Here is a 15,071-nt window from a genome sequence, read left to right as displayed (position 1 = left end):
GGCTTGCCCGCGATAGCGTCAGACCTGCCAGTACAAAATCTAAGCCCTGAACTGCCCCAGGCTTGCCTTCAGCTGCGCCGCCAAACCATCCAGCACCTTGCCGCTGGCGGTGGTCTCGACCACCGCCTGAGCGGCCTTCTCCGCTTGGGCATGAATCGTTTCAACCCGTCCCCGCACCGCCTGCGCGCCTTGCGCCTGGTGAGCCGCCGCCTGCGTTGCCAGGCCGATGGCCGCATGCACCTGTTCAACCGAGGCCTGCACCGACTGCTGCAAACGCGCACTGTCACGCAGTACCAGCAATCCTTCATTGGCCTGGCGCCCAGCCTGGCCAATCGCGGCCACAGCCTCGCGTGCGCCTTGCTGCAGGGCGACGATATGCGCCTGAATGTCACCGGTTGAGCTCTGGGTCTTGCTGGCCAACGCCCGCACCTCATCTGCCACCACCGCAAACCCGCGACCGGTTTCCCCGGCACGGGCCGCCTCGATGGCCGCATTGAGCGCCAACAGGTTGGTTTGCTCGGCGATCCCGTGGATCACCGTCAATACCACTTCAATCTGCTCGCTCTGCAGCGCCAGGCGCTCGATCACCTTGGCCCCGGTATCGACCTGCCCGGCCAGCGCCTCGATCAGGCTGCCGACTTTTGCCGAGGTCCGGGTGTTCTCATCGGTCGCCGAGCGAATGTCCACCACCTGCTGCAAGGCGGCCTGCATCGCATGACTTTCCGACTGCGCTTCATCGGCCATTTGCGAGAGTGCCCGCAGGCTCTCGGCCACTTCATCGCGCTGCATCCCCGCCGCCGCATCAGCCCCTGCATTGCGCAGGGTCATCGCGCCGATTTCCACGCCAGTGCGCTGAGCCACATCCCCGGCTTCGCGCACGATGGGTTGCAACTTGTCGACGAAGCGGTTGACCGCCGAGGCCATGTCGCCGATTTCATCCCTGCTGCTGATCTGCACGCGCTTGGTCAGGTCGCCCTCACCCGCCGCGAGGTCGTCCATGGCGGCAATCAGCAGCTTCAGACGGTTGACCACACGCCGGCCGAGCACGACCGCCAGTAACAGCAGCACACCAAAGCCAACCACGGCCAGGCTCATGCCTATGCGCCAGCGCAATGTACCCGCCGCCTCCTGCACAGTGGCGGCGGTGTTGGCTTTCATGTCCGATGCGGTCGATTGCGCCGACTGCAGGCGCGCACGCATGGCCGTGGCGCTGTCGGCGGCGGCGCCCTTGAGGCTGTCGGCGACCAGTTGGTCGCTGCTGCCGATCAACGCCGAGAAGCGCTTGTCGAGGGCTGCCAGGTCGGCTTCAACCGAGGCTGTCGAGACGCCCATCAGGACCTTGCCGATTTCCACCCCATTGGGGTTGATCGAGGCCTCGAGGTAGTAAACCGATGGATCGTTCTTTGCCGCATCCAGCACCTTGTCCAGCGCGCGCTCGCCCTGGCCTTTTTCCAGCAGGGCCTTGTTGATCGGGTTCTCACGGTTCAGATAACGCGTGAGGTGCTGCCCGGTGGCGTCGTCATACACCACAAACAGCACGTTGGGGTTGCGCTGCGCCCGGCGGGCGAACTCCGAGAGTGTCGGTACGTCGCTGTCCCACATGGCACGGGGTGCGACCGAGGCCAGCAGCTGAGCCATGTCGTTGGCGGAATCCTTGAGATCCTTTTCCAGGGTTGCGCGCAGCTGCGCCTGTTCCTCTTCCAGTTTCGAGGACAAACCCGCCGTGAGACGCTGACGCGTGCTGGTGGAAAGGTTGTCGAGACTCGACGTGACCTCACGCCCGGCCTGCTCGAGCTCGCCGGACAGCTTTTGACTGTCGGCGCCCAGGCGCACAGCCAAATCAGCTTCCAGCGCAGTCACCGTGCTCCGTGTCAGGGCTACGGCTACCAGTACTTGCACCAAAAGAGCGATACCGAGGGTAACGAACACGGGCCGCAACAAACGGCTTTGTAACAATGAGAGAACGGCTGACACTAGGAATCCCTCTGCTTGACGCCATTAAATTGATGGCACCCCACAAAAGATGCACTTAATGAAGATCACAGCAAAGGTCATGCCGCCGGCAGAGCAGAAACGACAAAGGCCCCAATTAAGGGGCCTTTGTGTTTTACATCAATAGCTTATTAAGCGAACGGGTGACGCAGAACGATGGTTTCGTTGCGGTCCGGACCTGTCGAAATAATGTCGATCGGCGCGCCGATCAGCTCTTCAACACGCTTGATGTAGGCACGGGCGTTAGCTGGCAGTTCTTCAAGGGTTTTGGCACCCACGGTCGACTCGGTCCAGCCCGGCACTTCTTCGTACACAGGCACCAGGCCCACGTAGCTGTCAGCGTCGGTTGGAGCCACGTCCTTACCTTCTGCATCCTGGTAGCCGACGCAGATATTGATGGTTTGCAGGCCGTCGAGTACGTCCAGCTTGGTCAGGCAGATGCCCGAGATGCTGTTCACATCGATAGCACGACGCAGGATAACGGCGTCGAACCAGCCACAACGGCGGGCACGGCCGGTAGTCGCGCCGAACTCGTGGCCTTGTTTGGCCAGGTGCGCACCGACTTCGTCGAACAGTTCAGTCGGGAAAGGACCCGAACCTACGCGAGTGGTGTAGGCCTTGGTGATGCCCAGGATGTAGTCCAGGAACATGGGACCAACACCCGAACCAGTCGCCACGCCACCAGCGGTGGTGTTGGAGCTGGTCACGTACGGGTAGGTACCGTGGTCGATGTCGAGCAGCGAGCCTTGGGCGCCTTCAAACATGATGTCTTTGCCAGCGCGACGCAGGTCGTGCAGTTCGGCAGTCACATCCAGCATCAGCGGCTTGAGCAGCTCAGCGTATTCCTTGCACTCGGCCAGGGTCTTGTCGAACTCGATGGCTGGCTCTTTGTAGTAACCCACCAGCATGAAGTTGTGGTAGTCCACCAGTTCACGCAGTTTGTCTTCAAAGCGCGGCATGTTGAGCAGGTCGCCCACACGCAGGCCGCGACGTGCGACCTTGTCTTCGTAAGCCGGGCCGATGCCGCGACCGGTGGTGCCGATCTTCAGCTCGCCACGGGCTTTTTCACGGGCCTGGTCCAGCGCAACGTGGAAGGACAGGATCAGCGGGCAGGACGGGCTGATACGCAGGCGCTCACGCACCGGTACGCCTTTCTCTTCCAGCTTGGTGATCTCACGCAGCAGGGCGTCAGGTGCAACCACCACGCCGTTGCCGATCAGGCACTGCACGCCTTCGCGCAGCACGCCCGACGGGATCAGGTGCAAGACGGTTTTTTCGCCGTCGATCACCAGGGTGTGACCCGCGTTGTGGCCACCTTGGTAGCGCACTACGGCGGCAGCATGTTCGGTCAGCAGATCAACGATCTTGCCTTTGCCCTCATCACCCCATTGGGTGCCCAGGACTACGACATTCTTACCCATAACACTTGTCCTCTTCGCGCAAACTTGGTGCCGGCCACGGGCCGACAGGAAAACTCAAGAAGCCAATGGCGATACTTGCCACAGCCCGTTCTGCTGAATCAATTGCCGGTCGCAGTCCGCTTCACGGGCGGCGGCCAAAGGTTGCCCAGGCAACGCCTGAACGACACGCTGACCCTCACTGCGCAACTGGCAAACCTGCTGCCAGAGTGCCGCATCCGTACTGTCAGGCATCCAGATACCGCCAGACGGTAGCTCGATCTCAGCACGCCCCAGGGTCACCAGGGTTTTCAAATCGGTGGAGAAGCCGGTGGCCGGGCGGGCACGACCGAAGTCGGCGCCGATGTCGTCGTAACGACCGCCCTGGGCGATGGACTGGCCAACACCCGGCACGAATACGGCAAACACCACACCGGTGTGGTAGTGGTAACCACGCAATTCGCCCAGGTCGAAATACAGCGGTAACTCCGGGAAGCGCACGGACAGCCGTTCGGCAATTGCCAGCAGGTCGTCCAGTGCAGCCAGTACCGGCGCCGGCGCATGAGCCAGGCGCTCACGGGCCGCTTCCAGCACTTCACGCCCGCCGCACAGGTCGACCAACGCACGCAGCATGCCCGACAAATCGGCAGGCAAGCCCTCGGTCAACGTAATGACCTCGTCGATGGCCTTGCGTTGCAGCGCGTCGAACAACTGCTGCTCGACTTCACCGGACAAACCGGCGGCGCGCGCCAGGCCACGGTAAATGCCTACATGCCCCAGGTCCATGTGCACGTCCGGCACATCGGCCAGTTGCAGCATGGCCAGCATCAGGCTGATGACTTCCACGTCGCTGCTCGGGCTACCGTCGCCGTACAGTTCGGCGCCCAGCTGAATCGGGCTGCGCGAGGACGACAAGGCGCGCGGCTGCGCATGCAGGACGCTGCCGGCATAGCACAGGCGGCTCGGGCCTTCGCGACGCAGGGTGTGCGCATCGATGCGCGCCACCTGCGGCGTGATGTCGGCACGAAAGCCCATCTGCCGCCCCGACTGCGGGTCGATGACCTTGAAGGTACGCAGATCGAGGTCCTGGCCCGCGCCGGTCAGCAGGGATTCCAGGTACTCGATATGGGGAGTCACGACAAACTCGTAACCCCAGCTCTGGAACAGATCCAACACCTGGCGGCGCGCTACTTCAATGCGCGCTGCCTCCGGTGGCAGTACTTCTTCGATGCCATCTGGCAGCAGCCAGCGGTCTACCGTTGCCATTACGCCATTCCCCTATGATCCGGGCGGCCAGCCGTTGGGCGAGCCTTGAGTGAAGCAGAAAATGACCGGCTCATGCGCAAATCAGCGCGCATGAACAACAGGGCGAAAAGCCTGTAATCGGCTTCGCCTGTCATTTCCCTCGAAAAACCTGTCGAGTCGTTCAACTCGGGTGCCTGCATAAAAACAGCAATCAAACGTGCAGACGCAAAAAAGCCGGGAATTTCCCGGCTGCCGCATCATACACACGTTTTCCCAAAGGATCACCCCGCCCGAGGCTTTAGCCGCCAGGCGGGGGACGATTCAGGTCAACGCCGTATCAAGGCTTGGCTTTTTCCAGGTAACGGAAGAAGTCGCTGCTTGGGTCGAGGACCATGACGTCGGATTTGTTCGCGAAGCTTTCACGGTAGGCTCGCAGGCTACGATAGAAACCGTAGAACTCCTGGTCCTGGCCGTAGGCCTTGGAATAGATCGCCGCCGCCTGGGCGTCGCCGTCACCGCGAACCTCTTCAGATTCACGATAGGCTTCAGCCAGCAGCACTCGACGCTGACGATCAGCGTCGGCACGGATGCCTTCAGCCAGTTCGTTACCTTTGGCGCGGTGCTCGCGAGCTTCACGCTCACGCTCCGAACTCATGCGTTCGAATACGCTGCGGTTCACTTCCTTCGGCAGGTCGATGGCCTTGACCCGAACATCGACAACTTCGATGCCCAGCTCTTTTTCGGCCATCTTGTTCAGCGAAGCGGTGATGTCAGACATCAACGCATCACGCTCGCCCGAGACAACCTCGTGCAACGTGCGCTTACCGAACTGGTCACGCAGGCCCGATTCCAGACGACGGGACAGACGCTCGTCAGCGATCTGCTTGAGGCCGGAGGTTGCGGTGTAGAAGCGCTCGGCATCTTTCACGCGCCACTTGGCGTAGGCATCGACCATGACGGCTTTCTTTTCCAGCGTCAGGAAACGTTGTGTCGGTGCATCCAGCGTCATCAGGCGTGCGTCGAATTTGCGCACCTGGTTAACGTAAGGCACTTTCACATGCAGGCCCGGCTGAACGTCAGCCTGGACCACGCGACCGAACTGCAGCAACACCGCACGCTCGGTCTGAGCCACGATGTAGAAGCAGTTCCAGGCAGCGATCGCCACGACGACCACGACAATAAGGGCGATCAGCGATTTATTGCTCATCAGCGACTCTCCCTGGTACGTGCCTGCTGTTGCTGCAGATCAGCTGCTGCACGCGCATTCGCTTCATTGCTGGTGGCTGCTGCGCCCGTCACCGGAGCGCTGGTGCTGCGACCACTGTCAATCATCTTGTCCAGCGGCAAGTACAGCAGATTGCTCTGGCCGTTCTTGTTACCGGTCACGAGAACCTTGCTGGTATTGCTGAAGACTTCCTGCATGGTGTCCAGATACAGACGCTCGCGGGTAACTTCAGGTGCCTTGCGATACTCGCTGACCAGTTTGGTGAAGCGATCTGCCTCACCCTTGGCGCGCGAGACGGTTTCGTCACGGTAGCCGTTGGCATCTTCAAGGATGCGCTGGGCCTGACCACGGGCTTCCGGCACGACGCCGTTGGCATAGGTTTCAGCCTGGTTGCGCGAACGCTGCTCGTCTTCACGGGCACGGATCACGTCATCGAAGGCTTCCTGCACTTCACGCGGTGCCGCTGCGCTCTGTACGTTGACCTGGGTAACGGTAATACCGGTGCGATAGGTATCCATGAAACGTTGCAGGCGCTCCTTGATTTCGCTGGCCATCAACTCACGACCTTCGGTCAGTACCTGGTCCATGGCGGTGGAACCCACCACATGGCGCAAGGCGCTTTCAGTCGCGTGCTGCAGGCTGATTTCCGGCTGATCGACGCTCAGCACGAAGTCCTGCAGGTTGCTGATCTTGTACTGCACGGTCAGCGGCACTTCGACGATGTTCTCGTCTTCAGTCAGCATTTGACCCTGTTTGGTGTAGGCACGCTCACGAGTGACGTTTTCCAGGTACTTGCGATCGATTGGCGGGAAGTAGATGTTCAAGCCCGGGCCAACCGTTTCGTAGTACTTGCCGAAGCGCAGCACCACGGCTTGCTCCTGCTCGTCGACGACATAGACCGCGCTGTACAGCCACACAGCCGCCAGCACGACGAGGACGACGCCAAGTATGCCGCCGAAGCCGCCACTTTTGCCCGAACCGCCGCCGTCATCACCACGTTTCTTACCACCACCGAACAACCCGTTCAGGCTTTCCTGCAGCTTTCGGAAGGCCTCGTCGAGATCCGGTGGTCCCTTGCGGTCGCCGTTATTGCGGCGCTTGCCACCCCAAGGATCCTGATTATTCGAGTTGCCACCCGGCTCATTCCAAGCCATAGCGCTCTCCATCTGATAAAGCAAAGACGCACCCACGGCGCGCCGACCAATGCTACAGAATGCCTGCGACTGCGGCACAACCGCTTTCTCAGGCTTTTATTGCAAAGTGTGTTGCTCGATGAACTCTGTCGGCACAACGCCTTCACGGCTGACCAGCCGATTGAGCTCCGAGCGCGGCAATCGAACGGCCAGCAAGCTGACCCCTTCTTCGTCGTATTCTTCTTTCTGCACCGCACCGAGGTCGAAAAACTGCGCACGCAGTCGAGCGAATCGTTGCGGCAAGCGCAAGGTACCCACAAACAGCTCACTGCCCAGCAACTCGGCAATGGCTTGCTCCAGCAACTCCAGGCCACTGCCATCACGCGCCGACAACCAGACCCTTAGAGGCTTGCCGTTTTCGTCGCGCTGGATTTGTGGCTCGACGCCTTCAAGCAAATCGAGTTTGTTATAGACCTCGAGGATCGGCAAGTCCTGGGCACCAATCTCGCCCAGCACCACCATCACCTGTTCGATCTGCAACATGCGATCCGGCTCGGCCGCATCGATCACGTGCAACAGCAGATCGGAGTTGCTCGACTCTTCGAGGGTAGACCGAAATGCCTCGACCAGCTTGTGTGGCAAGTGGCGAATGAAACCCACGGTGTCGGCCAGCACGATCGGCCCCAGGTCGTCCAGTTCCAGACGGCGCAAGGTCGGGTCCAGGGTGGCAAACAGCTGGTCAGCCGCATACACATCGGATTTCGTCACGTTGTTGAAGAGCGTGGACTTGCCGGCGTTGGTATACCCCACCAGAGACACGGTAGGGATATCCGCGCGCGTACGGCCACGTCGCGACTGTTCGCGCTGGCTGCGCACTTTTGCCAACCGGCCCTTGATCTGACGCAGGCGAACCCGCAACAGGCGGCGGTCGGTTTCCAGTTGGGTTTCACCCGGGCCACGCATGCCGATACCGCCACCTTGACGTTCAAGGTGAGTCCAGCCACGTACCAGGCGGGTGCTCATGTGGTCAAGCTGGGCCAGTTCTACCTGGAGCTTGCCTTCATGGGTACGGGCGCGCTGGGCGAAAATATCGAGAATCAGACCGGTGCGGTCAATCACGCGACACTCGAAAACCCGTTCGAGGTTACGTTCCTGACTCGGCGTGAGGATGTGATTGAAGATCACCAGATCTGCCTTCTCGGCATGGACCAGGTCGCGCAGTTCCTCGACCTTGCCACTGCCGATCAGGAATTTGGCGGTTGGCCGATGACGCGGCACGTTAAAAAACGCAACGGTCTCGGCGCCGGCCGAATTAGCCAACTCCTGAAACTCCTGCGGATCTTCGCGCGCCTCAGGGTCCTGTCCATCCAAGTGAACGAGGATCACTCGCTCACCACCACCGTGGCGCTCAAAGAACAAAGGAGACTCCTATCAGGCGTTACCTGGCTCAGCGTCACCCGCTTCGGATTCGGTTGCGCTAGGCAGACGAATTGGACGAACCGGCACCACTGTCGAGATAGCGTGTTTGTAAACCATCTGGCTCACGGTGTTCTTCAGCAGGATAACGAACTGGTCGAAAGACTCGATCGTGCCTTGCAGTTTGATCCCGTTGACCAGGTAGATGGAAACCCCAACTTTCTCTTTACGTAAAGTATTCAGGTAAGGGTCTTGTAGCGAATGCCCTTTTGACATGTGCCGCACTCCTTTAAGGATTCAAAATAAAAAATAGGTAAACAGATGGCTTGTGGCCGTCACACCCCCAAGGATAGACGGCAATTGCAAGGACTCAGCTCAATATGGAGATGGTCCCCAGGTATTTCAAGGCGCGCGGCAGATTGTCGCAATCCAGGCTGTCCAACCAATGTAAGTCAGCCCAACTGCGCAGCCAGGTGAACTGACGCTTTGCCAACTGGCGCGTGGCAATAATTCCACGCTCCTGCATCTCGGCTTGCGTCAGCTTGCCATCCAGGTAGTCCCAGACTTGTCGGTAGCCTACTGCACGTATAGAGGGCAACCCGGCATGCAGGTCACTTCGTTTACGCAGGGCTACGACCTCGTCAATGAATCCCTGTTCCAACATTAATGTGAATCTTTGTTTAATTCGCTCATGCAGTACTTGGCGATTCGCCGGAGCAATGGCCAAGTTCGCGACAGTATAGGGCAATTGTTGCCGCCCCGAAGCGGCTGCTTCAGTACTTTGCGCAGATTGTTGCAAGCGTAGCGCAGTCATGCTCTGACCGCTCACCCGGTAAACTTCCAAGGCTCGACTAAGGCGCTGGGGATCGTTCGGATGAATACGCGCCGCAGATTCCGGGTCGATGGCCGCCAACTGGTCGTGCAGGGCTTGCCAACCCAGGCGCGCAGCCTCTTCCTCGATCTGTGCGCGAACCTCGGCGTCGGCCGCTGGCATGTCTGCCAGGCCTTCCACCAAAGCCTTGTAATAGAGCATTGTACCGCCCACCAGCAGCGGTATTTTGCCGCGGGCGGTGATCTCGGCCATAGCCTCCAGCGCGTCACGGCGGAAATCGGCGGCTGAATAGCTCTGCGCCGGATCAAGAATATCGATCAGGCGGTGCGGGTATTCGGCCAGCAGTTCCCTGGAAGGCTTTGCAGTGCCGATATCCATGCCGCGGTAGACCAGCGCCGAATCAACGCTGATCAGCTCGCACGGCAGGACCTTGCTAAGTTCGATGGCCAGGTCGGTCTTGCCGGCGGCGGTCGGCCCCATGAGGAAAATCGCAGGAGGAAACTGGCTCATCAGCGACCGCGCAAGAACAGTTTGTCCAGATCGTCCAGGCCCAGTTGGGTCCAGGTCGGTCGGCCATGGTTGCATTGGCCGCTGCGCTCGGTGTTTTCCATGTCACGCAGCAGACCGTTCATTTCCGGCAATGCCAGGCGCCGGTTGGCGCGGATGGCGCCATGGCAGGCCATGGTGCCGAGCAATTCATTCAAATGTGCCTGGATGCGGTCACTGGTGCCGTATTCCATCAGGTCCGCCAACACGTCACCGACCAGACGATTGGCCTCGGCCTGCTTGAGCAGTGCCGGTATCTGCCGGATGGCCAGTGTTTCCGGGCCCAGGCGCTGCAACTCAAACCCCAGGCGCTGGAACCAGGCCTGGTGTTCCTCGGCGCAATCGGCTTCGCGCTGGCTGACCGCCAGGGACTCTGGCACCAACAGCGGCTGGCCACTCAAGCCTTCGCTGGCCATGGCAATTTTGAGGCGCTCGTACATGATCCGCTCGTGGGCGGCGTGCATATCGACCAGCACCAGCCCCTGGGCGTTTTCCGAGAGGATGTAGATGCCCTTGAGCTGCGCCAGGGCGTAACCCAGCGGCGGAATGTCCTCTTGTCCGGCCGGCAGCGCGGCTGCGTTGGCTTCGGGCAGCGGGGCAAAGAACTCACGGTAGGCCGCCTGCGCTTCAGCTGCCGGCACTGTGGACTGTGGCCGTGGCGAGTATTGATACTGGTAGCCGGCACCCGCGCCCGAACCCGCCGGCGTGTTGAACGTCGGCTGGGCCTGGGGTTGCTCCAGCAGCGCGTTGGCCGCCAGGCGCATTTCACCCTGCGGGCCGAACTCGCCGGCATCGATGCCGGTGGGGCGCACGATCGCCGTGGCGACAGGCGCTGCCAGATGATCGTCCGGACGCACATCGCCCAGGGCGCGGTGCAGCGTGCCATAAAGAAAATCGTGAACCATGCGCCCATCGCGAAAGCGCACTTCGTGTTTGGTCGGGTGCACGTTGACGTCAACGCCTGCCGGATCGACCTCGAAGAACAGCACGAAGGTCGGGTGCCGGCCATTGAACAGTACGTCGCGATAAGCCTGGCGCACGGCGTGAGCCACCAGCTTGTCGCGCACCGCACGGCCGTTCACGAAGAAATACTGCAGGTCGGCCTGGCTGCGGTTGAAAGTCGGCAAACCCACCCAACCCCACAGATGCAAGCCGTTGCGCTCGATTTCGATCGGCAGGGCCTGCTCGAGGAAACCCGCACCACAGATTGCCGCCACGCGCCGGGCGCGGGCCGCATCATCGTGCGCCTCATGCAGGCTGAGGATAGTCTTGCCGTTGTGGCGCAGGTGGAATGCCACGTCGAAGCGGGCCAGCGCCAGACGCTTGATCACTTCCTGCAGGTGATCGAATTCGGTTTTTTCGGTCTTGAGAAACTTGCGGCGCGCCGGCGTATTGAAAAACAGGTCGCGAACTTCCACCGAGGTGCCCACCGGGTGAGCAGCTGGCTGCACGCGGGGCGCCATGTCCCGGCCTTCGGTCTCGACCTGCCAGGCCTGATCGGCGTCGCGGGTGCGCGAGGTCAGGGTCAGGCGCGCCACGGAACTGATCGACGCCAATGCCTCGCCACGAAAACCAAGGCTCATGACCTGTTCGAGGTCTTCCAGGTTACGGATCTTGCTGGTGGCGTGGCGGGCCAGGGCCAGCGGCAGGTCATCCGCCGAGATTCCACGGCCATCGTCACGCACTCGCAGCAATTTGATGCCGCCCAGCTCGACATCGACGTCAATGCGCCTGGCGCCGGAGTCGAGGCTGTTCTCCAGCAACTCCTTGATCACCGAAGCCGGGCGCTCGACCACCTCGCCGGCAGCAATCTGGTTCGCCAGGCGCGGGCTGAGCAGCTCGATACGAGCATCGTTGCCGACAACTGCGCTCATTCCTTGGCCGCCAGTTCGGTGCCAGGAATGGTCAGGTGTTGCCCGGCCTTGAGGTCGTCACTTTTCAGGTTGTTCGCGCTGCGCAAGGTGGCCGGGGACACCTGGTAGCGCACGGCAATCATCGCCAGCGTCTCCCCAGGGTTGACCCGGTGATCACGCGGCCCCTGGGCGATCCCACCGGAATCACGCAACCAGGCGATGTAGGTGCCTGGCGGCGGGTTCTGCTGGAAGAATTGGCGTACGCCGCTGCTGATGGAGCGGGCCAGCGCCTGCTGGTGACTCGCCGCGGCGAGTTTCGACGCTTCGTTGGCATTGGAGATAAACCCGGTTTCCACCAGGATCGACGGGATATCCGGGGACTTGAGCACCATGAACCCGGCCTGCTCCACTCGTTGTTTGTGCAGCGGAGTGACGCGACCGATGTTGCTCAGGACCTTCTGGCCGACGTTCAGGCTGGAGGTCAGGGAGGCGGTCATCGACAGGTCGAGCAGTACGCCAGCGAGCATGCGGTCCTTGTCATCGAGGCTGACATTGCCAGCGCCCCCGATCAGGTCGGAACGGTTTTCGCTATCAGCCAGCCAACGGGCTGTCTCCGAAGTGGCACCGCGATCAGACAGGGCAAACACCGAAGCGCCGAATGCCGCCGCCGATGGGGCCGCGTCGGCATGGATCGAGACGAACAGGTCGGCGCCTTTCTTGCGGGCAATTTCGGTTCGGCCGCGCAGCGGGATGAAGTAGTCGCCGGTGCGGGTCAGTTCGGCGCGGAAGCCTTTCATGCCATTGACCTGACGCTGCAGCTCCCGGGCAATGGCCAGTACCACGTCTTTTTCACGTTGGCCACGGGAGCCCGAGGCGCCAGGGTCTTCGCCACCGTGCCCGGCATCGATGACCACGATGATTTCCCGCTTGCCAGCCGGGGCTGGCGGCAACTTGACCGGCGGATCGATTGGCGTGACCGGCACCGGCGCCACCTTGGCGACGTTGGTCGGCGCGGGAATAGGCGCGGCATCGGCAGCGTCGTCGAACAGGTCGACCACCAGGCGATTGCCGTACTGGGCGTTCGGCGCCAGGGTAAAGCTCTTGGGAGTCACGGCTTTCTTCAGGTCGATGACCACGCGCAGGTCGGTCGGCGTACGCTGGGCAGAGCGCATGGCGGTGATCGGCGTATTCGCCGAATTGACACTCAATGGTGCGCCAAGGGACGCGCCATTGATGTCAATGACCAGTCGATCCGGCGCTGTCAACGTGAAGACACTGTGTTGCACTGGCCCAGACAGGTCGAACACCAGCCGGGTGTTGTCCGGCGCTCGCCACAAGCGAACGCTGTTGACCTTCGATTCGGCCACAGCGTTGACGGTTACCGCCAAAAGCAACAATCCTACGGCAGCTACCATCGCGCGAAAGCGCATACCTGACCCCATCATTTAATTGAATTCCAATGCCAAAGCGGCACACCAGGACTCGCCACGCGAGCCTTGGGACAAAATTTTCAGCGAACGGCCGCTGTGTTGCGGGCTAATGGTAATGGTCAGGTCGGGCTTTGGCAAAAAGCCTGCACCCTTTTCGGGCCATTCAATAAGACACAACGCGTCATCTTCGAAATAATCCCGTATCCCCAGGTACTCCAGCTCTTCCGGATCGACCAGCCTGTAGAGGTCGAAATGGAAAGCCCGGACCTCGCCGATCTCGTAAGGCTCCACCAAAGTGAAGGTCGGACTTTTTACCGCGCCGACATGCCCCAGCCCCCGAATGATTCCCCGTGACAAGGTGGTCTTGCCTGCCCCCAGATCGCCCTCGAGAAAAATCAGACCATGCCCGCCAGTGGTTCGTGCAATGCGCTCGCCAAATGCGCTCATCGCTTCTTCATCAGCCAGGTACAGGTTTACTTCAGACACGGTGCTTGCTCCTCTAACAACTGACGAATGGCCGGGATCAGATCACTGGCCGCCAGCCCACGGCCCGATTTTCCTTCTTGCGCGCCGGCATTGGCATGCAGCCATACCCCCAGGCAGGCCGCGTCGTACGCGTCCATGCCCTGGGCCAGCAACGCACCGACCAATCCTGCGAGTACATCGCCCAAGCCGGCGGTAGCCATCGCCGGATGGCCTTGATGACACAGCGCCAGACGCCCATCCGGGCTGGCGATCAAGCTGCCGGCGCCTTTGAGAACGACGACAGCTGTATATTTTTTGCTCAACGCGCGGGCTGCAGCCGGGCGGTCCGCCTGGACCTCGGCCGTCGACATGCCCAGCAAGCGCGCGGCCTCCCCCGGGTGCGGGGTAATGATGCAGCCTTTGGGCAAGCTGACGTGCCCCTCGGACAGCAGGTTCAGTGCATCGGCGTCCCAGACTTGCGGCAGCGGTGCGTTGGCAGCGGCCGACAACAGGCTGCGTCCCCAGGCGTCGCGACCCAAGCCTGGGCCGACGACCAGCACCGAGACCTTTTCCAGTAACCCCATCAGCTGGTTCGCGGAGGAAGTCCCCAGCACCATGGCTTCTGGCATTCTGGCTAAAGCGGCGGGCACGTGTTCGCTACGAGTCGCCACGGAGACCATGCCCGCACCACTGCGCAGGGCGCTTTGCGCACTCAGGAGAATAGCGCCGCCGAAGCCCCGATCACCGCCGATAAGCAACACATGGCCAAATTTACCTTTATGTGACGCCGGCGCCCTGGGTGCCAGTCGAGGCAGATTGCCAGTACCCAGGCGACGAGCGCTGACAGGCGCCCGCGCCAGCAGCTGCGGCTCCGCCTGCAGGTCGTTGAATACCAACGTTCCTACTTGATCCGCCGCATCGCCGGTGAACAGCCCCAGCTTCAGGCCAATGAAAGTCACCGTCAGGTCGGCACACACAGCGCAGCCAAGGATGCGCCCGGTATCGGCACACAGGCCTGAAGGAATATCCACCGCGGCCACTGGCAGGTCGCTGCAATTGATGGCGGCGATTGCACTGGCATAGGGTTCACGTACTTCGCCGCTCAGCCCGGTGCCGAGCAAAGCGTCCAGCACGATGCCACGCAAGCATGGCTGCGCATCCCAGGCCTCAATGACGACCTGTTCGGCAACGGCTTCGGCATAAGCCCGCGCCGCATCCCCCTGCAGCCGCTGGGGGTCAGCAACAGCCAGCACTCGCACCGACCATCCCGCGCGCCGGGCCAGCACGGCAACCAGATAGCCGTCACCGGCATTGTTGCCGTGCCCCGCCAACACGCTCAGTTCGTTCGCCGCCGGCCATTGGCGCACCAGCGCGCGCCAGGTTGCCCGCGCCGCGCGCTGCATCAATTCGAAGCCTGGCGTACCTGCCGCAATCAGGCTCGCATCAAGCTCGCGGACTTGTGCGGCGCTGTACAGCGCGTCGGGTAATTCATCTTTAGTGTGCGGCATACGTCTTCGGGCTCCGATGTCTGGCAGAA

At 61.4% G+C, this 15,071-nt stretch carries 12 protein-coding genes; all 12 read right to left on the bottom strand.

Annotation, left to right across the window (positions count from 1 at the left end; genetic code table 11):
* Positions 1–39: 39 nt before the first annotated feature.
* The 12 genes from EQV97_RS16920 to EQV97_RS16865 all read right to left on the bottom strand — a co-directional run bounded on the left by EQV97_RS16920 (position 40) and on the right by EQV97_RS16865 (position 15,042).
* On the bottom strand, positions 40–1,974 hold the full coding sequence (locus tag EQV97_RS16920) for a methyl-accepting chemotaxis protein (protein ID WP_122841562.1): 1,935 nt from the start codon (positions 1,972–1,974) through the stop codon (positions 40–42).
* 149 nt (positions 1,975–2,123) lie between these two features.
* Positions 2,124–3,413 (bottom strand): adenylosuccinate synthase, encoded by a 1,290-nt coding sequence (locus EQV97_RS16915; protein WP_045061833.1) that lies wholly within the window; start codon positions 3,411–3,413, stop codon positions 2,124–2,126.
* A gap of 54 nt (positions 3,414–3,467) precedes the next feature.
* Positions 3,468–4,655, bottom strand: coding sequence for an ATP phosphoribosyltransferase regulatory subunit (locus EQV97_RS16910; RefSeq protein ID WP_225569350.1), 1,188 nt, complete (start codon positions 4,653–4,655; stop codon positions 3,468–3,470).
* A 316-nt stretch (positions 4,656–4,971) separates the two neighbouring features.
* Positions 4,972–5,841, bottom strand: a complete 870-nt coding sequence (hflC, locus tag EQV97_RS16905) for a protease modulator HflC (protein ID WP_045061835.1) — start codon at positions 5,839–5,841, stop codon at positions 4,972–4,974.
* Entirely contained in the window at positions 5,841–7,013 is a 1,173-nt protein-coding gene (gene hflK / locus EQV97_RS16900) for an FtsH protease activity modulator HflK (protein WP_122841560.1), read from the bottom strand. Before hflK ends, hflC begins: the two co-directional genes overlap by 1 nt.
* A 96-nt stretch (positions 7,014–7,109) precedes the next feature.
* Entirely contained in the window at positions 7,110–8,411 is a 1,302-nt protein-coding gene (gene hflX / locus EQV97_RS16895; RefSeq protein ID WP_045061837.1) for a ribosome rescue GTPase HflX, read from the bottom strand.
* 12 nt (positions 8,412–8,423) lie between these two features.
* A complete protein-coding gene (gene hfq / locus EQV97_RS16890; RefSeq protein ID WP_007902656.1) occupies positions 8,424–8,684 on the bottom strand; it encodes an RNA chaperone Hfq in 261 nt (86 codons plus the stop codon).
* Between the two features lie 94 nt (positions 8,685–8,778).
* Complete coding sequence (gene miaA, locus EQV97_RS16885) at positions 8,779–9,750, bottom strand: tRNA (adenosine(37)-N6)-dimethylallyltransferase MiaA (RefSeq protein WP_122841559.1); 972 nt, start codon at positions 9,748–9,750, stop codon at positions 8,779–8,781.
* Positions 9,750–11,660, bottom strand: coding sequence for a DNA mismatch repair endonuclease MutL (mutL, locus tag EQV97_RS16880; RefSeq protein ID WP_122841558.1), 1,911 nt, complete (start codon positions 11,658–11,660; stop codon positions 9,750–9,752). The genes miaA and mutL overlap by 1 nt, the downstream gene beginning before the upstream one ends.
* A complete protein-coding gene (locus EQV97_RS16875; protein ID WP_122841557.1) occupies positions 11,657–13,084 on the bottom strand; it encodes an N-acetylmuramoyl-L-alanine amidase in 1,428 nt (475 codons plus the stop codon). The genes mutL and EQV97_RS16875 overlap by 4 nt, the downstream gene beginning before the upstream one ends.
* The gene (gene tsaE, locus EQV97_RS16870; RefSeq protein ID WP_045061841.1) at positions 13,085–13,555 is read right to left on the bottom strand and encodes a tRNA (adenosine(37)-N6)-threonylcarbamoyltransferase complex ATPase subunit type 1 TsaE; all 471 of its coding nucleotides are present in this window, start codon (positions 13,553–13,555) and stop codon (positions 13,085–13,087) included.
* Entirely contained in the window at positions 13,543–15,042 is a 1,500-nt protein-coding gene (locus tag EQV97_RS16865; RefSeq protein WP_240889295.1) for an NAD(P)H-hydrate dehydratase, read from the bottom strand. Before EQV97_RS16865 ends, tsaE begins: the two co-directional genes overlap by 13 nt.
* Positions 15,043–15,071 lie beyond the last annotated feature (29 nt).

The organism is Pseudomonas sp. TMW22090, assembly GCF_022496665.1.
Lineage (GTDB): Bacteria > Pseudomonadota > Gammaproteobacteria > Pseudomonadales > Pseudomonadaceae > Aquipseudomonas > Aquipseudomonas gregormendelii.
Note: the sequence above shows the minus strand (reverse complement) of the source record. Positions and strands in the feature narration are given on the sequence as shown.